Source organism: Martelella alba, assembly GCF_006516955.1.
In the GTDB taxonomy this organism is placed as follows: domain Bacteria; phylum Pseudomonadota; class Alphaproteobacteria; order Rhizobiales; family Rhizobiaceae; genus Martelella; species Martelella alba.
In genome coordinates this window covers 96,674-114,090 of record NZ_VHLG01000004.1, presented here as the reverse complement: position 1 = coordinate 114,090, position 17,417 = coordinate 96,674, and the positions used below count along the sequence as shown (strand labels likewise).

The window sequence follows — 17,417 nt, the reverse complement described above, 5'->3', positions numbered from 1 at the left end:
AGCGCGCCATCTCTCGGCGCAGCACCGCCGAATGTGGACCGAAATCTCAGCGGCAGAAGTGAAGGCACAGCACTTACAAGGGAGCGGCCTTCGGTTTCGGAACTTTTGCGAGCCAACGCTGCTGAGTTTCCACGTCGCGATCCTGTGCCGGCAACCAGCGATGAGGCGCGGGAAGCGACTGAAAAAATGCTCAAACTGGTGAAGATTTCCACGCTGAGGGAAGAGCTGATCAGTCGCCGCCTTCAGGCGTTCCAGATGGCGGAAGGCGATGAGCTCAGAAAACTTGTGGCCTTGATTCTTGATAATCTGAAGTCCAGCAGCAAGCTCAAGGCGAGCCTGAACAAGTATTATACGAATTTCAGCAAAAAAATCGAAAAATCGAAGACCGAGCAGACCAAGCTGAAGGGGCTGCTCGTGGAGAAGGAATTCGACAAGTTCAAACATTGTATGAATTTCTCCTATCATCTGGCCAAACAGAATGCGATTAGTTCCGAGATGATGCGTGCTGTGGCTTGTGCTCTGTGGGCGTCGACCATAGCGATGCTGAGCCAGATCGCATTTGCCTCTTTTCAGTCGACAGGATGTGAAGGGGCGGGGGGCGATGCCGCCAGCAATCACTATAATGAGACAGCGACGGGACAGATGACGGGCTGTTCGGCCGCCGACCAGATCCAGAGCGCCTATTTGCCGCCTGGTACGCCGGCGGGGGCTGCTCTGGGAAGTGATTTCGCCATTAACTTTGCACCTGGCGTCTTGGGCAGTGCGCTCGGGGCCTTTAACGAGCGGCGGCTTCAGCAGCAGAGTATGAGTGGTCAGGAACTCTCCCATATGCTGAATGTTGCGATCGTGCTGGGGATCCATAGCGCGACGGCGGCGCTCGGTGCCACAATTGATTTCGTGACCAATGTTGCCCACCAGGTTCCGTGGCTTGAAAGTCTGGCGCGCGCGGTTTCAATTCACTTCTCGGGAACGGTGATCGAAAGCGGTATTGATCTGCTGCGTGACAGAGCTATGCCGAATGCAAGCGAGCACGCCAGATATTTCAGCAAGCAGGCAGCGCAGCTTGTCGTCGGTGGCGTGACCCAGCAGGCCATCCGTGCAGCTTGGGATGGCGGCGGCTATGTTGCTGACATCCTGGGCTACGGCTTGCTGGTGAATCTGGGCAAGAAGGTAGCGGAAATGGCAATCTACCGTGCGCGTGACAAGAAGGCCCCGCCAGAAGAGGAGCAGGCCAAATGCAACTTGACTGCGCGCAACGAATTGCGCAAGCTCGATGCGCTGCTGGCTGGTCCCGGCCTGCTGGATGAAGTGACGCTGAAAAACCGCATGATCCGGCGGAACCGGGTAGAAGATTCTGCTGAACTGGCGCGTGATCTTATCCGCACCCTGCAAAGCGAGGTCGAGGCGCTGGACAGATTGTCAACGGATTCGGCTCAGATCGGGCAGGTGGCGCATGAGATGAGGAATGAGCTCCTGGAGCTTTGGCAGCATACCATCCATGAAGCCGTAGATGAGGATGCGTCTGTTGCGGCCCGCATTGATGCCGAGGGGCAGAGTGCGGGGCTTATGACCCTGGCCTCGACATCAGGCAGCACTTCGTCTCCGGCTAGCATGACGACTTTATCCGAAGAAAATGAAACTGACCTCAACGCCCGTTTCTAGAGCGCCGTGCATCCATTCAGATGCACAAAGGACGATGCGTAGGGCATAGGGCTGGAAAGTGGTTGCCGGTTAATCGGTAAACCGATGCGTCAAGTCAGGCTCCAGGCCATCGGGCGATTCAGGTGGGTCGCCAGATGGTCTGGGGCCTGATCCGGCCGGCGCGGCAGCGTTGGCCTGGGCAAGGTCTGCGCCGGTGCAATTGCAACCAAAAGTATTTTCATCTGGCGCTGCATATCTTCATATTCCTGTGGCATTTGGGGAAGGAGCCGTCCAATCAGGTCTGCCTGTGCGTCTTGCGTATGGTGGCTCTATCAGTCAAAGCCATAGGAAAACAATCACAGATCGTGCAAAGATTGAAGTTTTTCTTTTGGCCTATGGCTTTCCGTTTGCGGCTTTTCTCGCTATCTAGAAGGGCGAAAAGGGTAAAGAACCTGCGCCCTGAAGAAATGTCCGCCCGTCAGATTGAAAAATATTGGCCTCTTATATTAGCAGCCAGGAGTTTCGTTGATATGGTTCACAAGATTTGGGTCGCTTCGGCTTTTGGCCTGGTTCTGGCCGCCAGTGGTTGCCAGAGAACGTCCTATCAGAACAATGCCGCCTATGTGCCACCGCCGCTGGCAGCTCAGCCGGTTGGTCAGGTTCAGAGCGGCTCCCTGCCGCCGCCCGGAACGACGTCGGGAACCTATGGAGACGGGACCTACAATAATACGGCAGGCGGTTCGCCAACGGTCGATCCCAACACCCAGTTCCCCTCCGCACCCTCTGCGCCGACGGAAGTCGCCGCAGCTGGTGACATGGACAACATCACGCCACCACCCGGTGCCCTGCCGGTTTCAGCCTCTGCGCTCGTCGGCAGCTGGAAGGTGGATAATGGCGGTGGAACCTGCGACATGTTCCTGACGCTCACCAATCTGGGCGATGGACAGCGTGGCGGAACGCGCGGCTGTTCCGGTCCGCTGACGTCGATGAAATCCTGGGGCATTAACGGCGATCAGGTTATTCTCAAGGATGCCAATGGCTATGTGATCGGCCGGCTCTATATGACGGCGGCCAATGCTGTCAGCGGCCTTTCCAGTACCGGCCAGCAACTGACGCTTTCACGCTGAGCTTGATTCCTGGCCCCGTCTTTACGATGGGGCTTTCCTGTTTGAATATGTCAAGGGCTGCCGCCGGGCGATGATCCGGATGTGAATGGCGGGTGGGAGGCAACCCGTCGGGATCAGCCTTTGCGCAGTGCGGCCAGCATCGTCTCGGCACGCGCCGAGAGACGTGAACGGATTTCGCATGACTGAAGCCTCACGAACCCAGGATACGGTTCTGCTACGCCTTGAAGCCCTGACACAAGAGGGGGCGCTGAAGGCCGACCCAGCCCAGCTGGCTGTTGCCGCGCAATTGGACGCAGTTTTGAAGGGGCTTTTGGCTGCACCAAAGAAATCCGGCAGCGCACTGAAGCGGCTGTTTCGCGCCAGCCGCAAGGCGCAAGGGCCGGTGACGCCCGGGCTTTATGTCTATGGCAGTGTCGGGCGCGGCAAGACCATGCTGATGGACATGTTTTTTGAACTGGCGCCGGTCCGCGACAAGCGGCGGGCGCATTTCCACGAATTCATGGCCGATGTGCATGATCGCATCAATCTCCATCGCCAGAAGCTGAAGCGCGGCGAAACAAAGGAAACGGACCCGGTTCCCCCCGTTGCCGACCAGATTATCGCCGAAACGCGGCTATTGTGCTTCGATGAATTCACGGTCACCGATATTGCGGATGCGATGATCCTTTCACGGCTGTTTTCAGCCCTGTTCGAGCGCGGCTGCGTGCTGGTGGCGACCTCCAATGTTGCGCCGGATGATCTTTACAAGGACGGCCTCAATCGCGGGCTTTTTCTGCCTTTCATCGCCGTATTGAAGAAAAATGTGGCCGTTACGACGCTCGATTCCGATACCGACTACCGTATGGAAAAGTTCGAAGGCCGGCCGGTTTACCTGACGCCGCTGGGGCCGGAAACCGATCGTCAGATCGAGGCAGGCTGGCATTTTCTGACCGGCGGACGCGAAGGCGGCGCCGTGGAAATTCAGATGAAGGGGCGAAAAGTCCATGTGCCACATGCAGTTGGCAGGATCGCGCGGTTTTCTTTTGCCGATCTTTGCGAAAAGCCGCTTGGCGCGTCGGATTACATGGCCATCACCGAGCGGTTCACGACGGTCTTTATAGAGCATGTGCCGGTTTTCTCCGCCGACCGGCGAAACGAGGTTAAGCGCTTCATCATTCTGGTCGATACGCTTTATGACCGCACCATCCGCACCGTCATTTCTGCAGAGGTCATGCCGGAGGATCTCCTGACAGAACGCAAGGGCAGGGAGGGCTTCGAATTTGACCGTACGGTCTCGCGTCTTTTCGAAATGAGAAGTTCTGATTATCTTGCGCTGCACAATGAAAAATATGTCAATTCATGACAGTTATTTCATGTTAATTGACGTGTACGTAAACTAAAATACATCTAACCGTTTGAATTTATTAATGTCAGAAAAATCGGTTGAATTTTCTGACAAGAGCATGTATCCCCCATTTCGAAACTGGCGGACATTGACGTTCGTCTAGGATGACTTTTCAGAGGATACATTCATGGCGCGCAATAAAATCGCACTTATCGGGTCCGGAATGATTGGGGGTACGCTCGCGCATCTCGCCGGGCTGAAGGAACTGGGAGACGTCGTTCTTTTCGACATCGCTGATGGCCTGCCGCAGGGTAAGGCGCTCGACATCGCCGAGTCGTCCCCGGTTGATGGCTTCGATGCCAAGCTTTCCGGTGCATCCGACTATTCCGCCATTGAAGGCGCGGATGTCTGCATCGTCACTGCTGGCGTGCCGCGCAAGCCGGGCATGAGCCGCGACGATCTTCTCGGCATCAACCTGAAGGTCATGGAAGCTGTTGGCGCTGGCATCAAGCAGTATGCTCCCAATGCCTTCGTGATCTGCATCACCAACCCGCTCGACGCGATGGTCTGGGCTCTGCAGAAGTTCTCCGGTCTCCCGGCCGAAAAGGTTGTCGGTATGGCCGGCGTGCTTGACTCGGCCCGTTTCCGCTACTTCCTGTCGGAAGAGTTCAACGTTTCGGTTGAAGATGTCACCGCCTTCGTTCTCGGCGGCCATGGCGACACCATGGTTCCGGTTGCCCAGTATTCTACCGTTGCCGGTATCCCGCTTCCCGATCTGGTCAAGATGGGCTGGACCACCCAGGAAAAGCTCGACGCCATCATCGCCCGCACCCGTTCGGGCGGCGGCGAGATCGTTGCCCTGCTGAAGAATGGATCGGCCTATTACGCTCCGGCTGCTTCCGCCATTGCCATGGCTGAAAGCTACCTGAAGGACAAGAAACGCGTTCTGCCTGCTGCCGCTCACCTGACCGGTCAGTATGGCGTTGACGGCATGTATGTCGGCGTTCCGATCGTCATCGGTGAAGGCGGCGTTGAGCGCATCGTCGAGATCGATCTTCAGGGCGAAGACAAGGCTGGCTTTAATAAGTCGGTCGAGGCCGTCAAGGGCCTTTGCGACGCCTGCATGGAAATTGCGCCCGCTTTGAAATAAGTGCCGCTCCAAACACCAAGTGATTGCCGAAATCCCTTTCTAAGAGGACGGATATCGTATGAACATTCATGAATACCAGGCCAAGGCCCTGCTCAAGGGTTACGGCGCACCGGTCGCTGACGGTGTTGCCATCCTGACCAAGGACGAGGTCGAAGCTGCCGTTGGCAAGCTTCCGGGCCCGCTCTACGTGGTCAAGAGCCAGATCCATGCCGGCGGTCGCGGCAAGGGCAAGTTCAAGGAACTTGGTCCCGATGCCAAGGGTGGCGTTCGCCTGGCCAAGTCGGTCGATGAGGTCAAGGCCTTCGTTGACGAGATGCTCGGCAACACGCTGGTCACCAAGCAGACCGGTCCGGCTGGCAAGCAGGTCAACCGCCTTTATCTCGAAGATGGCGCCGATATCGATCGCGAGCTTTACTGCTCGCTGCTGGTGGACCGTTCGGTCGGCCAGGTTGCCTTTGTCGTTTCGACCGAAGGCGGCATGGATATTGAAGCTGTTGCCGAAGAGACCCCGGAAAAGATCGTCACCGTTGCGATCGACCCGGAAACCGGTGTCACGGCTTCGAATGTCAAGACGCTCTGCGAAGCGTTGAAGCTTGAAGGTGAAGCCGTGAACGACGCCGAGCGTCTGTTCCCGATCCTCTACAAGGCCTTCGTCGAAAAGGACATGAGCCTGCTTGAGATCAACCCGCTGATCGTCATGGAAAATGGCCGTCTGCGCGTTCTCGACGCCAAGGTTTCCTTCGACGGCAATGCGCTGTTCCGTCACGATGACGTGCGGGCGCTGCGCGACGAAACGGAAGAAGATTCGAAGGAAATCGAAGCTTCCAAGTGGGATCTCGCTTACGTTGCTCTCGACGGCAATATCGGCTGCATGGTCAATGGTGCCGGTCTCGCCATGGCGACGATGGACATCATCAAGCTTTACGGCAAGGAGCCGGCAAACTTCTGCGACGTCGGCGGTGGCGCTGGCAAGGAGAAGGTGGCTGCGGCCTTCAAGATCATCACCGCTGACCCGAAGGTCGAGGGCATCCTCGTCAACATCTTCGGCGGCATCATGCGCTGCGATGTTATCGCCGAAGGCGTGATCGCAGCTGTGAAGGAAGTCGGCCTGAAGGTTCCGCTCGTCGTTCGCCTCGAGGGCACGAATGTCGACCTCGGCAAGAAGCTCCTGAACGAATCCGGCCTTGCGATTACGGCTGCTGACGATCTCGACGACGCAGCCAAGAAGATCGTTTCGGCGATCAACGGCTAATCTGGAAGGACCTGATATATGTCTATTCTCGTAAACAAAGACACCAAGGTTCTGGTTCAGGGCCTCACCGGCAAGACCGGCACCTTCCATACCGAACAGGCACTTGCCTATTACGGCACGAAGATGGTCGGCGGCATTCATCCCAAGAAGGGTGGCGAGACCTGGAGCTCGGGCGTTGACGGCACGGAACTGCCGATCTTCGCCTCCGTTGCCGAAGCCAAGGACAAGACCGGCGCCGATGCGTCCGTGATCTATGTTCCCCCGGCGGGCGCTGCGGCTGCCATCATCGAGGCGATTGAAGCCGAGATCCCCTTCATCACCTGCATCACCGAGGGTATCCCGGTCATGGATATGGTGAAGGTCAAGGCCAAGCTTGAAAAGTCCAAGTCGCGCCTGCTCGGCCCCAACTGCCCGGGTATCCTGACGCCGGAAGAATGCAAGATCGGCATCATGCCGGGCTCGATCTTCCGCAAGGGTTCGGTCGGTATCGTTTCACGTTCGGGTACGCTCACCTACGAAGCCGTGTTCCAGACCACCAATGAAGGTCTCGGTCAGACCACCGCTGTCGGTATCGGCGGCGACCCGGTCAAGGGCACCGAATTCATCGACGTGCTGGAAATGTTCCTTGCAGACGATGCCACCGAATCGATCATCATGATCGGTGAAATCGGCGGTTCGGCTGAAGAAGATGCAGCCCAGTTCCTGATCGACGAAGCCAAGAAGGGCCGTAGCAAGCCGATGGCTGGCTTTATCGCTGGCCGGACTGCCCCGAAGGGCCGCACCATGGGTCATGCCGGTGCTGTCGTTTCCGGCGGCAAGGGCGATGCAGAATCGAAGATCGCGGCCATGGAAGCGGCCGGCATCAAGGTTTCGCCTTCCCCGGCACGTCTTGGCAAGACCCTGGTTGAAGTTCTCAAGGGCTGAACCATTTTGTGAATAAGAGGCATGGCGGAATGATTTCCGCCATGCATTTACCGTTTTTTCCGGGATTTGAAGCACGGTCCGGAAAACGGGTTTTTTCAACCCACGCCGTTTTGCCCGGCAATGAAGCCGGCAAAGCGAATTGAAGCGGGAGGCGGACGGTTTGGTCCGCGAAGGTGCACATGGCAAGACAGGAAGCCAACGAACAATTTCTCCTCACGTCCTTTCTCGATGGCGCCAATGCGACCTATATCGAGCAGCTCTATGCGGCCTATGAGGACAACCCCAACTCCGTTTCCGAGGAATGGCGCGATTTCTTCAAGTCGCTCGGTGACGACCCGGCTGCAGTGAAGAAGTCTGCCGCCGGTGCTTCCTGGAAAAAGGCCAACTGGCCCGTCACGCCCAAGGATGACCTGACGGCGGCGCTGGACGGTGACTGGGGTACGGTTGAAAAGACCGTTGAGAAGAAGATCAAGGACAAGGCCGCCGCCGCGGGAAGCAAGCTTTCGAGCGAAGACCTGCTGCGCTCCACCCGCGATTCGGTTCGCGCGATCATGATGATCCGCGCCTTTCGCATGCGCGGCCATCTGCATGCCAATCTCGACCCGCTCGGCCTCGCCGGCATGGCCGATGACGATTACAACGAATTGTCGCCCCAGGCCTATGGCTTTACCGAGGCCGACTTCGACCGTCCGATCTTCATCGATAATGTTCTTGGTCTCGAATATGCCACCATCCGCGAGATGGTCGACATTCTGACCCGCACCTATTGCTCGACGCTCGGTGTCGAGTTCATGCATATTTCCAATCCGGAGCAGAAGGCCTGGATCCAGGAGCGCATTGAGGGCCCGGAAAAAGGCATCTTCTTCACCGAAAACGGCAAGAAGGCGATCCTGCAGAAGCTGATCGAGGCGGAAGGCTTCGAAAAGTTCCTTGACGTCAAATATAAGGGTACCAAGCGTTTCGGCCTTGATGGCGGTGAATCGCTGATCCCGGCGATGGAGCAGATCATCAAGCGCGGTGGATCGCTTGGCCTTCAGGAAATCGTGCTCGGCATGCCGCATCGCGGCCGTCTGAACGTTTTGTCCCAGGTCATGGCCAAGCCGCACCGCGCCATTTTCCACGAATTCAAGGGCGGTTCCTTCAAACCCGATGAAGTGGAAGGTTCGGGCGACGTCAAGTACCACCTCGGCGCCTCTTCCGATCGCGAATTCGATGGCAACAAGGTTCACCTGTCGCTGACGGCGAACCCGTCGCATCTGGAAATCGTCGACCCCGTTGTCATGGGCAAGGCCCGCGCCAAGCAGGACATCATTGCCACGCGTCGCGAAGGCGAGATCGTGCCGCTGGACGAGCGCGCCAAGGTCATGCCGATGCTGCTGCATGGCGATGCCGCCTTTGCCGGCCAGGGCGTTGTTGCCGAAATTCTCGGCCTGTCCGGTCTGCGCGGCCACCGCGTCGCCGGTACGGTTCACTTCATCGTCAACAATCAGATCGGCTTCACCACCAATCCGGCCTTCTCGCGCTCTTCGCCCTATCCCTCGGATGTTGCGAAGATGATTGAATCGCCGATCTTCCACGTCAATGGCGATGATCCGGAAGCGGTGACCTACGCGGCCAAGGTTGCGACCGAATTCCGCATGAAGTTCCACAAGCCTGTCGTTATCGACATGTTCTGCTATCGCCGCTTCGGTCACAATGAAGGTGACGAGCCCGCCTTCACGCAGCCGAAGATGTACAAGGTCATCCGCGGCCACAAGACGGTCACCGAGCTTTATGCCGAACGGCTGATCGCCGAAGGCCTGATCAAGCGCGAAGAATTCGATCAGATGCAGGCCGACTGGCGGGCCTATCTCGATCAGGAATTCGATGCGGGTCAGTCCTACAAGCCGAACAAGGCCGACTGGCTGGATGGCGAATGGTCCGGTCTTCGCACCGCCGACAATGCCGATGAGCAGCGTCGCGGCAAGACGGCCGTGCCGATGAAGACGCTCAAGGAAATCGGCAAGAAGCTTTCCGAGGTTCCGGAAGGCTTCCACGCCCACAAGACCATCAAGCGCTTCATGGATAACCGCGCTCATATGGTTGAGACGGGCGAGGGGATCGACTGGGCGACGGCGGAAGCCTTTGCCTTTGGTTCGCTGGTCTATGAGGGCTTCAAGGTTCGTCTGTCCGGTCAGGATTGCGAGCGCGGCACCTTCTCGCAGCGTCACTCGGTTCTCTATGATCAGGAAAGCGAAGAGCGCTATATCCCGCTGCAGAATATCCGTTCCGGTCAGGGCCGCTATGAGGTCATCAATTCGATGCTCTCGGAAGAAGCCGTCCTTGGCTTTGAATATGGCTATTCGCTGGCCCGTCCCAATGCGCTGACGCTCTGGGAAGCCCAGTTCGGTGACTTTGCCAATGGCGCCCAGGTGGTCTTCGACCAGTTCATTTCGTCGGGTGAGCGCAAGTGGCTGCGCATGTCCGGTCTCGTCTGCCTGCTGCCGCATGGCTATGAAGGTCAGGGTCCGGAACATTCCTCGGCCCGTCTGGAGCGCTGGCTGCAGCTTTGCGCGGAAGACAACATGCAGGTTGCCAATGTCACGACGCCGGCTAACTACTTCCACATTCTGCGCCGTCAGCTGAAGCGCGACTTCCGCAAGCCGCTGATCCTGATGACGCCGAAGTCGCTGCTGCGTCACAAGCGCGCCCAGTCGACGCTGGCCGATATGGCAGGCGAAACCGCCTTCCATCGCCTGCTCTGGGATGATGCCGTCGAGCAGGACGGTCCGATCAAACTGCAAAAGGACGCCAAGATCCGTCGCGTCGTGCTGTGCACGGGCAAGGTCTATTACGATCTGTTCGAAGAGCGCGAGAAGCGCGGCATTGACGATGTCTACCTGCTGCGTGTCGAACAGCTCTATCCGTTCCCGGCCAAGGCGCTGATCAACATGCTGTCGCGCTTCAAGAATGCCGAGATGGTGTGGTGCCAGGAAGAGCCCAAGAATATGGGTGCCTGGTCCTTCATCGAGCCCTATCTGGAATGGGTGCTGACCCATATCGATGCCAAGCACACCCGCGTTCGCTATACCGGACGCCCGGCTTCCGCATCGCCTGCGACGGGTCTGATGTCGCGGCATCTGGCGCAGCTTGCCGCCTTCCTCGACGACGCGCTCGGCGATTGATATAGAGTGGTCCCGGCCAATCATGCCGGGGCCGTCCTTTAGATGCTTTCGGTCTTTCTGCAGCGGCGGGAAGACGCTGCTAAAACGAACAGTCAATTCAGGATTGAAACAATGGCTACTGAAATCCGTGTTCCCACTCTGGGCGAATCCGTTACTGAAGCGACGGTCGGCACCTGGTACAAGAAGGTCGGCGACGCGATCGCTGTCGACGAACCGATCCTGGAACTGGAAACCGACAAGGTGACCATCGAAGTTCCGGCACCCGCAGCCGGCACGCTGAGCGAGATCGTTGCCAACGAAGGCGACACGGTTGAGCTGAACGCGCTGCTGGGTCAGATCGCCGAAGGTGCTGGCGCTGCCGCCGCCGCTCCGGCTGCCGCCGCGGCGCCTGCACCCGCCGCAGCCCCTGCTGCTGCATCGGGCGAAATGCCGGCTGCACCGGCTGCTGCCAAGCTGATGGCCGAAAAGAGCATTGCTGCCGGTGATGTTGACGGTTCGGGCAAGCGTGGCCAGATCCTGAAGGGCGACGTTATTGCCGCCGTTGCCAAGGGCACGGCCGCACCTGCTGCGCCTGCCGCTGCCGCGCCGCGCGCACCGTCTTCGGTTGAAGACGCCGCCCGCGAAGAACGCGTCAAGATGACCCGCCTGCGCCAGACCATTGCCAAGCGTCTGAAGGATGCCCAGAACACTGCAGCCATGCTGACCACCTATAACGAGGTGGACATGACGGCCGTGATGGCCATGCGCAACAAGTACAAGGACCTGTTCCTCAAGAAGCACAATGTGAAGCTCGGCTTCATGGGCTTCTTCACCAAGGCCGTCACCCACGCGCTGAAGGAGCTGCCTGCTGTCAACGCCGAGATCGACGGTACCGACATCATCTACAAGAACTTCTGCAATATCGGCGTTGCCGTTGGCACAGACAAGGGCCTGGTTGTTCCGGTTGTCCGCGATGCCGACCAGATGTCGATCGCCGAGATTGAAGCCGATATCGCCCGCCTCGCCAAGGCTGCCCGTGATGGCCAGCTTTCGATGGCCGACATGCAGGGCGGCAGCTTCACCATCACCAATGGCGGTATCTACGGCTCGCTGATGTCCTCGCCGATCCTGAATGCACCGCAGTCGGGCATTCTCGGCATGCACAAGATCCAGGAACGCCCGATGGTCGTCAACGGCCAGATCGTCATCCGCCCGATGATGTATATCGCGCTGTCCTATGACCACCGCATGGTCGACGGCAAGGAAGCGGTGACCTTCCTGGTTCGCGTCAAGGAGAGCCTCGAAGATCCGGAACGTCTGGTTCTCGATCTCTAAAAGCTGGTCGCATTGGGGGTAGGACCATGAGCATCGAATTTCTCATCACTGCGCTGGTCGTGGTCCTTATCCCCGGCACGGGTGTCGTCTACACCCTTGCCATTGGTCTCTCACAAGGGCGGCGCGCTTCCATCGCTGCCGCCCTTGGCTGTACATTCGGCATTGTTCCGGCCATTGCCGCGTCGATCTTCGGCCTCGCTGCCCTGTTTCACACCAGCGCGATCGCCTTTCAGACGGTCAAGATCGCCGGCGTCGCCTATCTCATCTATCTTGCCTGGATGACGCTGAAAGAGCGTGGCACCATGGCGGTCTCATCTTCCGGCATGAAGACGCGCAGCGTGTTTGGCGTCGTGCGCGACGGTTTTCTGCTCAATATTTTAAACCCGAAACTGTCGGTGTTCTTTCTCGCCTTTCTGCCGCAGTTCATCGACGCCGGGCGCGGCGATGCGCTTTTGCAGATGCTTGCGCTTTCTGCGACCTTCATGGTGATGACATTCGTCGTCTTTGTCATCTATGGTCAGCTGTCGGCGCTGATGCGCGACCGCGTTCTTTCCAGCGAGGCGGTGATGGTCTGGATGCGCCGTTCGGTGGCGCTCGCCTTCGCCGGTTTCGGTTTGAAGCTTGCGCTCGCGCGGCAGTGACAGGGTCCAGTCGGAGGTTTAGAGCGTGCTGCATCAGTATCTGATCGAATTGGCATCATTGATGGCGGTGTTTTCCTTTGCCATTGTCGCACCGGGTGCCGATACGGCCATGGTGATCCGCCAGGCGGTGCTGCACGGGCGTAAAGCGGCCATCCTGACCAGCTTCGGCATCGGCACCTCGCTGATGTTTCACGTCAGCTACACGATCCTTGGTCTTGGGCTGATCATCTCGAAATCGATCCTGCTGTTCAATATCGTCAAATGGCTCGGCGTGGCCTACCTGATCTTTCTCGGCATTCAGTCGCTGCGGGCCGGAAAGGTGTCGCTGCAGCAGGATGTTTCCGCTGTGCCGGCCGCCCATCAAAGCGCCAGACGCGCCTTTCTGCTTGGCTTTCTGGCCAATGCGCTGAACCCGAAACCGGTGATTTTCTTCCTTTCGATTTTCTCCGCCGTCGTCAGCCTGTCGACGCCCTCGGCGGTGAAATTCGGTTACGGGATGGTGATGGCGAGCTGCCTGATCGCGTGGTTTGTCGGCGTTTCGCTGTTTTTGACGATGCCGCAGATGCGGGCAGGCTTTGAGCGGGCCAGCACGTGGATCAACCGCGCCAGCGGCGCCGTGTTCATTGCCTTCGGGCTGAAGCTTGCCACCGAGAAGGCGGGCTGATGGTCGGGGAAGGTTTGGTTTAACTGTTTTTCAAACGGGTGGACCATGGTATCGGGCGGCGCAGAAAGCGTCAGGCCGGTCCGGTTCACCGGGATAAGAAGAGGAAGTTCCATGGCATATGATGTTGTTGTAATCGGGTCCGGCCCTGGCGGCTATGTCTGCGCGGTCAAGGCCTCGCAGCTCGGGCTGAAGGTGGCTGTTGTCGAAAAGCGCGCCACCTATGGCGGAACCTGCCTCAATGTCGGCTGCATCCCCTCAAAGGCCCTGCTGCATGCCTCGGAGACCTATGCCCATGCGGCGCATGGCATGGAGAGCCTGGGTGTGAAGCTTGCCGGTGTCGAACTTGATCACGGCAAGCTGATGGCGCACAAGGACAGCGTCGTGAAGTCGAATGTCGACGGTGTGGCCTTCCTGTTCAAGAAGAACAAGATCGATGCCTTCCAGGGAACGGGCAAGATTGTTTCGGCCGGAAAGGTTTCCGTGACGGCTGAAGACGGCGCGGTTCAGGAGCTCGAAGCCAAGAATATCGTCATTGCCACCGGTTCGGATGTGGCTGGCATTCCCGGTGTTGCCGTTGATATTGACGAGGAAACGATTGTCTCCTCCACCGGCGCTATCGCGTTGAAGTCCGTACCGGAAAAGCTCGTCGTTGTCGGCGGCGGTGTCATCGGCCTGGAACTCGGCTCGGTCTGGTCGCGGCTTGGTGCCAAGGTCACGGTTGTCGAATATCTCGACAAGATCCTCGGCCCGATGGACGGTGAGGTTTCCAAGCAGTTCCAGAAGATGCTGGCCAAGCAGGGTCTGGACTTCAAGCTGTCTGCCAAGGTGACCGCCGTTGAAAAGGCCGAGAAGGGTGCCAAGGTGACCTTTGAACCCGTCAAGGGCGGTGACGCGGAAACGCTGGAAGCCGATATTGTCCTCGTTGCGACCGGCCGCAAGCCTTATACGGCTGGCCTTGGTCTCGAAGAAGCCGGTGTAAAGCTTGATGAGCGCGGCCGGGTTGAGATCGACCATCACTTCAAGACCAATGTCGACGGGATCTATGCCATTGGCGATGTCGTCAAGGGCCCGATGCTGGCGCATAAGGCCGAGGATGAGGGCGTCGCTCTGGCCGAGATCCTGACCGGCCAGGCTGGTCACGTGAACTATGATGTGATTCCGGGCGTTGTCTACACCCAGCCGGAGGTGGCTGCCGTCGGCAAAACCGAAGAAGAGCTGAAGGCTGCTGGTATTGCTTACAGCGTTGGCAAGTTCCCCTTCATGGCCAATGGCCGTGCGCGCGCCATGGAAGTGACAGACGGTTTCGTTAAGGTTCTGGCCGACAAGGCAACCGATCGTGTGCTTGGTGTTCACATCGTCGGCTTCGGCGCTGGCGAGATGATCCACGAAGCTGCGGTTCTGATGGAATTTGGCGGCTCGTCGGAAGATCTGGGACGCACCTGCCACGCGCATCCGACCATGTCGGAAGCCGTCAAGGAAGCGGCCATGGCGACTTTCTTCAAGCCGATCCATATGTAATCAGACGGCTAAATTAGTGAAGACGAAAATGCGGCTTGCTTTGCGGGCCGCATTTTTATTTACTGGCGACACGTCTATCTAATTGAAAAATCGGAGAAAAATAGTGTCTGCTACTCCACTTTCCTTCTCAGTGTCACAACGCATCCTTCACTGGGTGATGATGCTGTTGATTTTCTTCAATCTTATCTTTTCCGACGGCATGGAACACTGGTCCCGGTTGATCTATAAGGGGCAGACGCCGACGCCTGACGAGATATCTTCAGCCAATATCCATGCTTATGTTGGCATCGCGATTCTCGTCCTCGCCTTGCTTCGGCTGGCGCTCAGATTGACTGAGGGCGTACCGGCAGAGCCGGCAGAAGAACCGCCGGTTCTACAGCTCGCCTCCCGAATCGCACACTGGACCTTTTACATCCTGTTTTTCCTGATGCCGATCAGTGGCATTCTGGCCTATTACGGCGGTGTCGATATCGCGGGTGAAGTTCATGGCGGACCGCTGAAGGTTCTGCTTTGGGCGCTGATCGTCGCCCATGTCGCGGCTGTGGTCGTGCATCAATACTGGTGGAAAACGGATGTGTTGAAGCGCATGACACGCGGCTGAGTTGCCTGACATGGCGGATGAATCAAAGTATTACTATTATTTATTGCTTTTTCGATATAAGAAATAATTAATATAATTACTTTATTTTCTTTTTGTTGTATTTTTTATTGAATAATACCTATCTGTTTTCTAAATAAAACTCAGACGACCAAGAAGGTCGCGTAAAAATACATCCAAGGAAACAGACATGAAGAAGATTATTGCAGCATCCGCTATCGCTCTGATCGCCGGCACCAGCGCAGCTTTTGCTGCGCAGCCGATGATCGAACAGTCACCGGCCCAGGTTGCCGCCGAGCAGCAGGCCGCTGTTGGTTCGCTGGTTACCGTCGAGAGCACGGACATTGTCGGCAAGCCGATGACAAAAACCTATCGCGTTGGCCCGAATAACACGTTCAAGCTGGTTGATTATCAGCAGCGTCTCGACTCTGCGCATTAAAACAGGCCGAGTATATCTGTTTTACAGGGAGACTCCGCAGAATATGTCTGCGGAGGTTCTTTAATTTTGTCTGTGTTTACGTGGATTCATGTAAATTATAATTATATATATATTATATACTGATATATCATTTTATAAATTGAATAGGTTCGAATAATGACAGTGAGCAATCCACGCTCAGCATGATCTGAAAATAGTTATGCAGGAAATGAACATGAGGAAATTGATCACGCTGTCGGTTCTCGTTTGTGCCGCCAGTGCCGGTACCGGCTTTGCTGGCGAGGCGGAGCCGGAGAGGAGCGTTGCCGAGGTCGCGCTTGAAAAGCATGCAAAGGTCGGCGATCTTGTGTCGGTTGAGGGGAAGGGAATCATGGACGAGGATGTCGTGAAAACCTATCGCGTCGGGCCTTCCGGCACGTTCAAGCTGGTTGACATGCATGATAAGAGGCACTGACCGTTGTCATTGTCCGGTGACATGAGCCTGGCAGCTTTGCCGCGAGGCTCATTTGCGTCTGGCGTTCTCGACAGGTGAGGTTTTCTCCGATGTTCCAGCTTCCCGGCTTTGCCATCGGGCTCACGAAACCAGCCGCCAATTAGATTCCGAAAGCCCATATCTCGCGTTTGATCCGACCGGAGCGAAGCGAGGATCGACAGGATCGTGCGGCGAAAACAACTGGATCGAGCGCCGATCTGCTTCTTTCAGATCGGCGCTTTAAGCGCGTGGATGGGCGCGATCATAGATATCGAGCAGGTGACCTGTGTCGACCCCGGTATAGATCTGGGTTGTCGAAAGGCTGGCATGGCCAAGCAGTTCCTGTATGGTTCTGAGATCGCCGCCAGCGGCCAGCAGATGCGTGGCGAATGAATGACGCAGCGCGTGCGGCGTGGCTGTGTCCGGCAGGCCGAGCGCGCCGCGCATGGCCTGCATCTCACGCTGGATGATGGCCGGTTGCAGGGGCTTGCCCTTTTGCCCGCGAAACAATGCGTCATCAGGGCCGGGCGCATAGGGGCAGAGCCTGATATAATCCTCAACGCTGTCCAGCACGATTTCGAGCAGCGGTACCAGTCGTGTCTTGTTGCCCTTGCCGCGGATGCGCAGCGAGGTCGGGCGGCCGGCAAAATCGTCAGGTGTCAGCGCCAGCGCCTCGGAAATGCGCAGGCCCGCGCCATAGAGCAGGCAGAAAATAGCGGCATTGCGGGCGGCAATCCAGGGTTCTTCGGCGCGCTGGGCGGTCGCCTGGGTCACCAGAAGCGCCTCATCGCGTGCCAGTGGTTTTGGCAGCGATTTCGGCTGGCGCGGCGAGCGCATGGCGCGTGCGCCTGCAGCATTGGCGAGGTCTTTTTTTTCCAGCCAACGCAGAAAAGAGCGCAGACCCGCCAGGTCGCGGCCCAGTGTTCGTGCCTCCACGCCGCCTTTGCGGCGAAAGGCAAGATAGGCACGCAGATCCGCAGGTCTGAGTGCTGCAATATCGGCAAGGCGGACAGGGTGGGCCAGATGGCCGCAGAGGAACTGGAGAAACTGCCGCGTGTCACGCTCATAGGCAATCATCGTGTTGTCGGATAGCCTTCGTTCTTCCGTTAGCGATGACAGCCAGTCTTGACGAAGCGCATTCAATGCCGCATCAGCGGGAATGAGAAATCTTTCCATACGTTGTCCGTCC

At 57.6% G+C, this 17,417-nt stretch carries 15 protein-coding genes; 14 read left to right on the top strand and 1 reads right to left on the bottom strand.

Features of this window, described 5'->3' with window-relative positions:
• Positions 1–186: 186 nt before the first annotated feature.
• From FJU08_RS09220 to FJU08_RS09155, 14 genes are all read left to right on the top strand, one after another.
• Positions 187–1,662, top strand: coding sequence for a hypothetical protein (locus FJU08_RS09220; protein WP_141148717.1), 1,476 nt, complete (start codon positions 187–189; stop codon positions 1,660–1,662).
• Positions 1,663–2,171: 509 nt separating this feature from the next.
• Positions 2,172–2,768: a protease inhibitor Inh/omp19 family protein gene (locus FJU08_RS09215; protein ID WP_141148716.1), complete on the top strand. Its 597-nt coding sequence runs from the start codon at positions 2,172–2,174 to the stop codon at positions 2,766–2,768.
• A 178-nt stretch (positions 2,769–2,946) separates the two neighbouring features.
• Entirely contained in the window at positions 2,947–4,110 is a 1,164-nt protein-coding gene (zapE, locus tag FJU08_RS09210; protein WP_141148715.1) for a cell division protein ZapE, read from the top strand.
• Positions 4,111–4,279: 169 nt separating this feature from the next.
• Positions 4,280–5,242: a malate dehydrogenase gene (gene mdh / locus FJU08_RS09205; protein WP_141148714.1), complete on the top strand. Its 963-nt coding sequence runs from the start codon at positions 4,280–4,282 to the stop codon at positions 5,240–5,242.
• 58 nt (positions 5,243–5,300) lie between these two features.
• Positions 5,301–6,494, top strand: coding sequence for an ADP-forming succinate--CoA ligase subunit beta (gene sucC / locus FJU08_RS09200; RefSeq protein WP_141148713.1), 1,194 nt, complete (start codon positions 5,301–5,303; stop codon positions 6,492–6,494).
• Positions 6,495–6,512: 18 nt separating this feature from the next.
• Entirely contained in the window at positions 6,513–7,418 is a 906-nt protein-coding gene (gene sucD, locus FJU08_RS09195; protein WP_141148712.1) for a succinate--CoA ligase subunit alpha, read from the top strand.
• A 179-nt stretch (positions 7,419–7,597) separates the two neighbouring features.
• Positions 7,598–10,582 (top strand): 2-oxoglutarate dehydrogenase E1 component, encoded by a 2,985-nt coding sequence (locus FJU08_RS09190; protein WP_141148711.1) that lies wholly within the window; start codon positions 7,598–7,600, stop codon positions 10,580–10,582.
• 111 nt (positions 10,583–10,693) lie between these two features.
• The gene (odhB, locus tag FJU08_RS09185) at positions 10,694–11,896 is read left to right on the top strand and encodes a 2-oxoglutarate dehydrogenase complex dihydrolipoyllysine-residue succinyltransferase (RefSeq protein WP_141148710.1); all 1,203 of its coding nucleotides are present in this window, start codon (positions 10,694–10,696) and stop codon (positions 11,894–11,896) included.
• Between the two features lie 26 nt (positions 11,897–11,922).
• Positions 11,923–12,537, top strand: a complete 615-nt coding sequence (locus FJU08_RS09180; RefSeq protein ID WP_141148709.1) for a LysE family translocator — start codon at positions 11,923–11,925, stop codon at positions 12,535–12,537.
• Between the two features lie 28 nt (positions 12,538–12,565).
• A complete protein-coding gene (locus FJU08_RS09175; protein ID WP_141149016.1) occupies positions 12,566–13,201 on the top strand; it encodes a LysE family transporter in 636 nt (211 codons plus the stop codon).
• A 111-nt stretch (positions 13,202–13,312) separates the two neighbouring features.
• Entirely contained in the window at positions 13,313–14,719 is a 1,407-nt protein-coding gene (gene lpdA / locus FJU08_RS09170) for a dihydrolipoyl dehydrogenase (RefSeq protein ID WP_141148708.1), read from the top strand.
• Between the two features lie 100 nt (positions 14,720–14,819).
• Entirely contained in the window at positions 14,820–15,320 is a 501-nt protein-coding gene (locus FJU08_RS09165; protein WP_141149015.1) for a cytochrome b, read from the top strand.
• A 187-nt stretch (positions 15,321–15,507) separates the two neighbouring features.
• Complete coding sequence (locus FJU08_RS09160; RefSeq protein WP_141148707.1) at positions 15,508–15,756, top strand: hypothetical protein; 249 nt, start codon at positions 15,508–15,510, stop codon at positions 15,754–15,756.
• A 214-nt stretch (positions 15,757–15,970) separates the two neighbouring features.
• Entirely contained in the window at positions 15,971–16,210 is a 240-nt protein-coding gene (locus tag FJU08_RS09155; RefSeq protein WP_141148706.1) for a hypothetical protein, read from the top strand.
• Between the two features lie 258 nt (positions 16,211–16,468).
• Here FJU08_RS09155 and FJU08_RS09150 read toward each other — a convergent pair whose 3' ends face one another.
• Complete coding sequence (locus FJU08_RS09150) at positions 16,469–17,404, bottom strand: tyrosine recombinase XerC (protein ID WP_141148705.1); 936 nt, start codon at positions 17,402–17,404, stop codon at positions 16,469–16,471.
• Positions 17,405–17,417: the final 13 nt, after the last annotated feature.

Bases quoted from the DNA above. Each gene is read 5' to 3' on its own strand.
- FJU08_RS09220 (WP_141148717.1), top strand. From the start codon at position 187: ATGCTCAAACTGGTGAAGATTTCCACGCTGAGGGAAGAGCTGATCAGT.
- FJU08_RS09215 (WP_141148716.1), top strand. From the start codon at position 2,172: ATGGTTCACAAGATTTGGGTCGCTTCGGCTTTTGGCCTGGTTCTGGCC.
- zapE (WP_141148715.1), top strand. From the start codon at position 2,947: ATGACTGAAGCCTCACGAACCCAGGATACGGTTCTGCTACGCCTTGAA.
- mdh (WP_141148714.1), top strand. From the start codon at position 4,280: ATGGCGCGCAATAAAATCGCACTTATCGGGTCCGGAATGATTGGGGGT.
- sucC (WP_141148713.1), top strand. From the start codon at position 5,301: ATGAACATTCATGAATACCAGGCCAAGGCCCTGCTCAAGGGTTACGGC.
- sucD (WP_141148712.1), top strand. From the start codon at position 6,513: ATGTCTATTCTCGTAAACAAAGACACCAAGGTTCTGGTTCAGGGCCTC.
- FJU08_RS09190 (WP_141148711.1), top strand. From the start codon at position 7,598: ATGGCAAGACAGGAAGCCAACGAACAATTTCTCCTCACGTCCTTTCTC.
- odhB (WP_141148710.1), top strand. From the start codon at position 10,694: ATGGCTACTGAAATCCGTGTTCCCACTCTGGGCGAATCCGTTACTGAA.
- FJU08_RS09180 (WP_141148709.1), top strand. From the start codon at position 11,923: ATGAGCATCGAATTTCTCATCACTGCGCTGGTCGTGGTCCTTATCCCC.
- lpdA (WP_141148708.1), top strand. From the start codon at position 13,313: ATGGCATATGATGTTGTTGTAATCGGGTCCGGCCCTGGCGGCTATGTC.
- FJU08_RS09160 (WP_141148707.1), top strand. From the start codon at position 15,508: ATGAAGAAGATTATTGCAGCATCCGCTATCGCTCTGATCGCCGGCACC.
- FJU08_RS09155 (WP_141148706.1), top strand. From the start codon at position 15,971: ATGAGGAAATTGATCACGCTGTCGGTTCTCGTTTGTGCCGCCAGTGCC.
- FJU08_RS09150 (WP_141148705.1), bottom strand. From the start codon at position 17,404: ATGGAAAGATTTCTCATTCCCGCTGATGCGGCATTGAATGCGCTTCGT.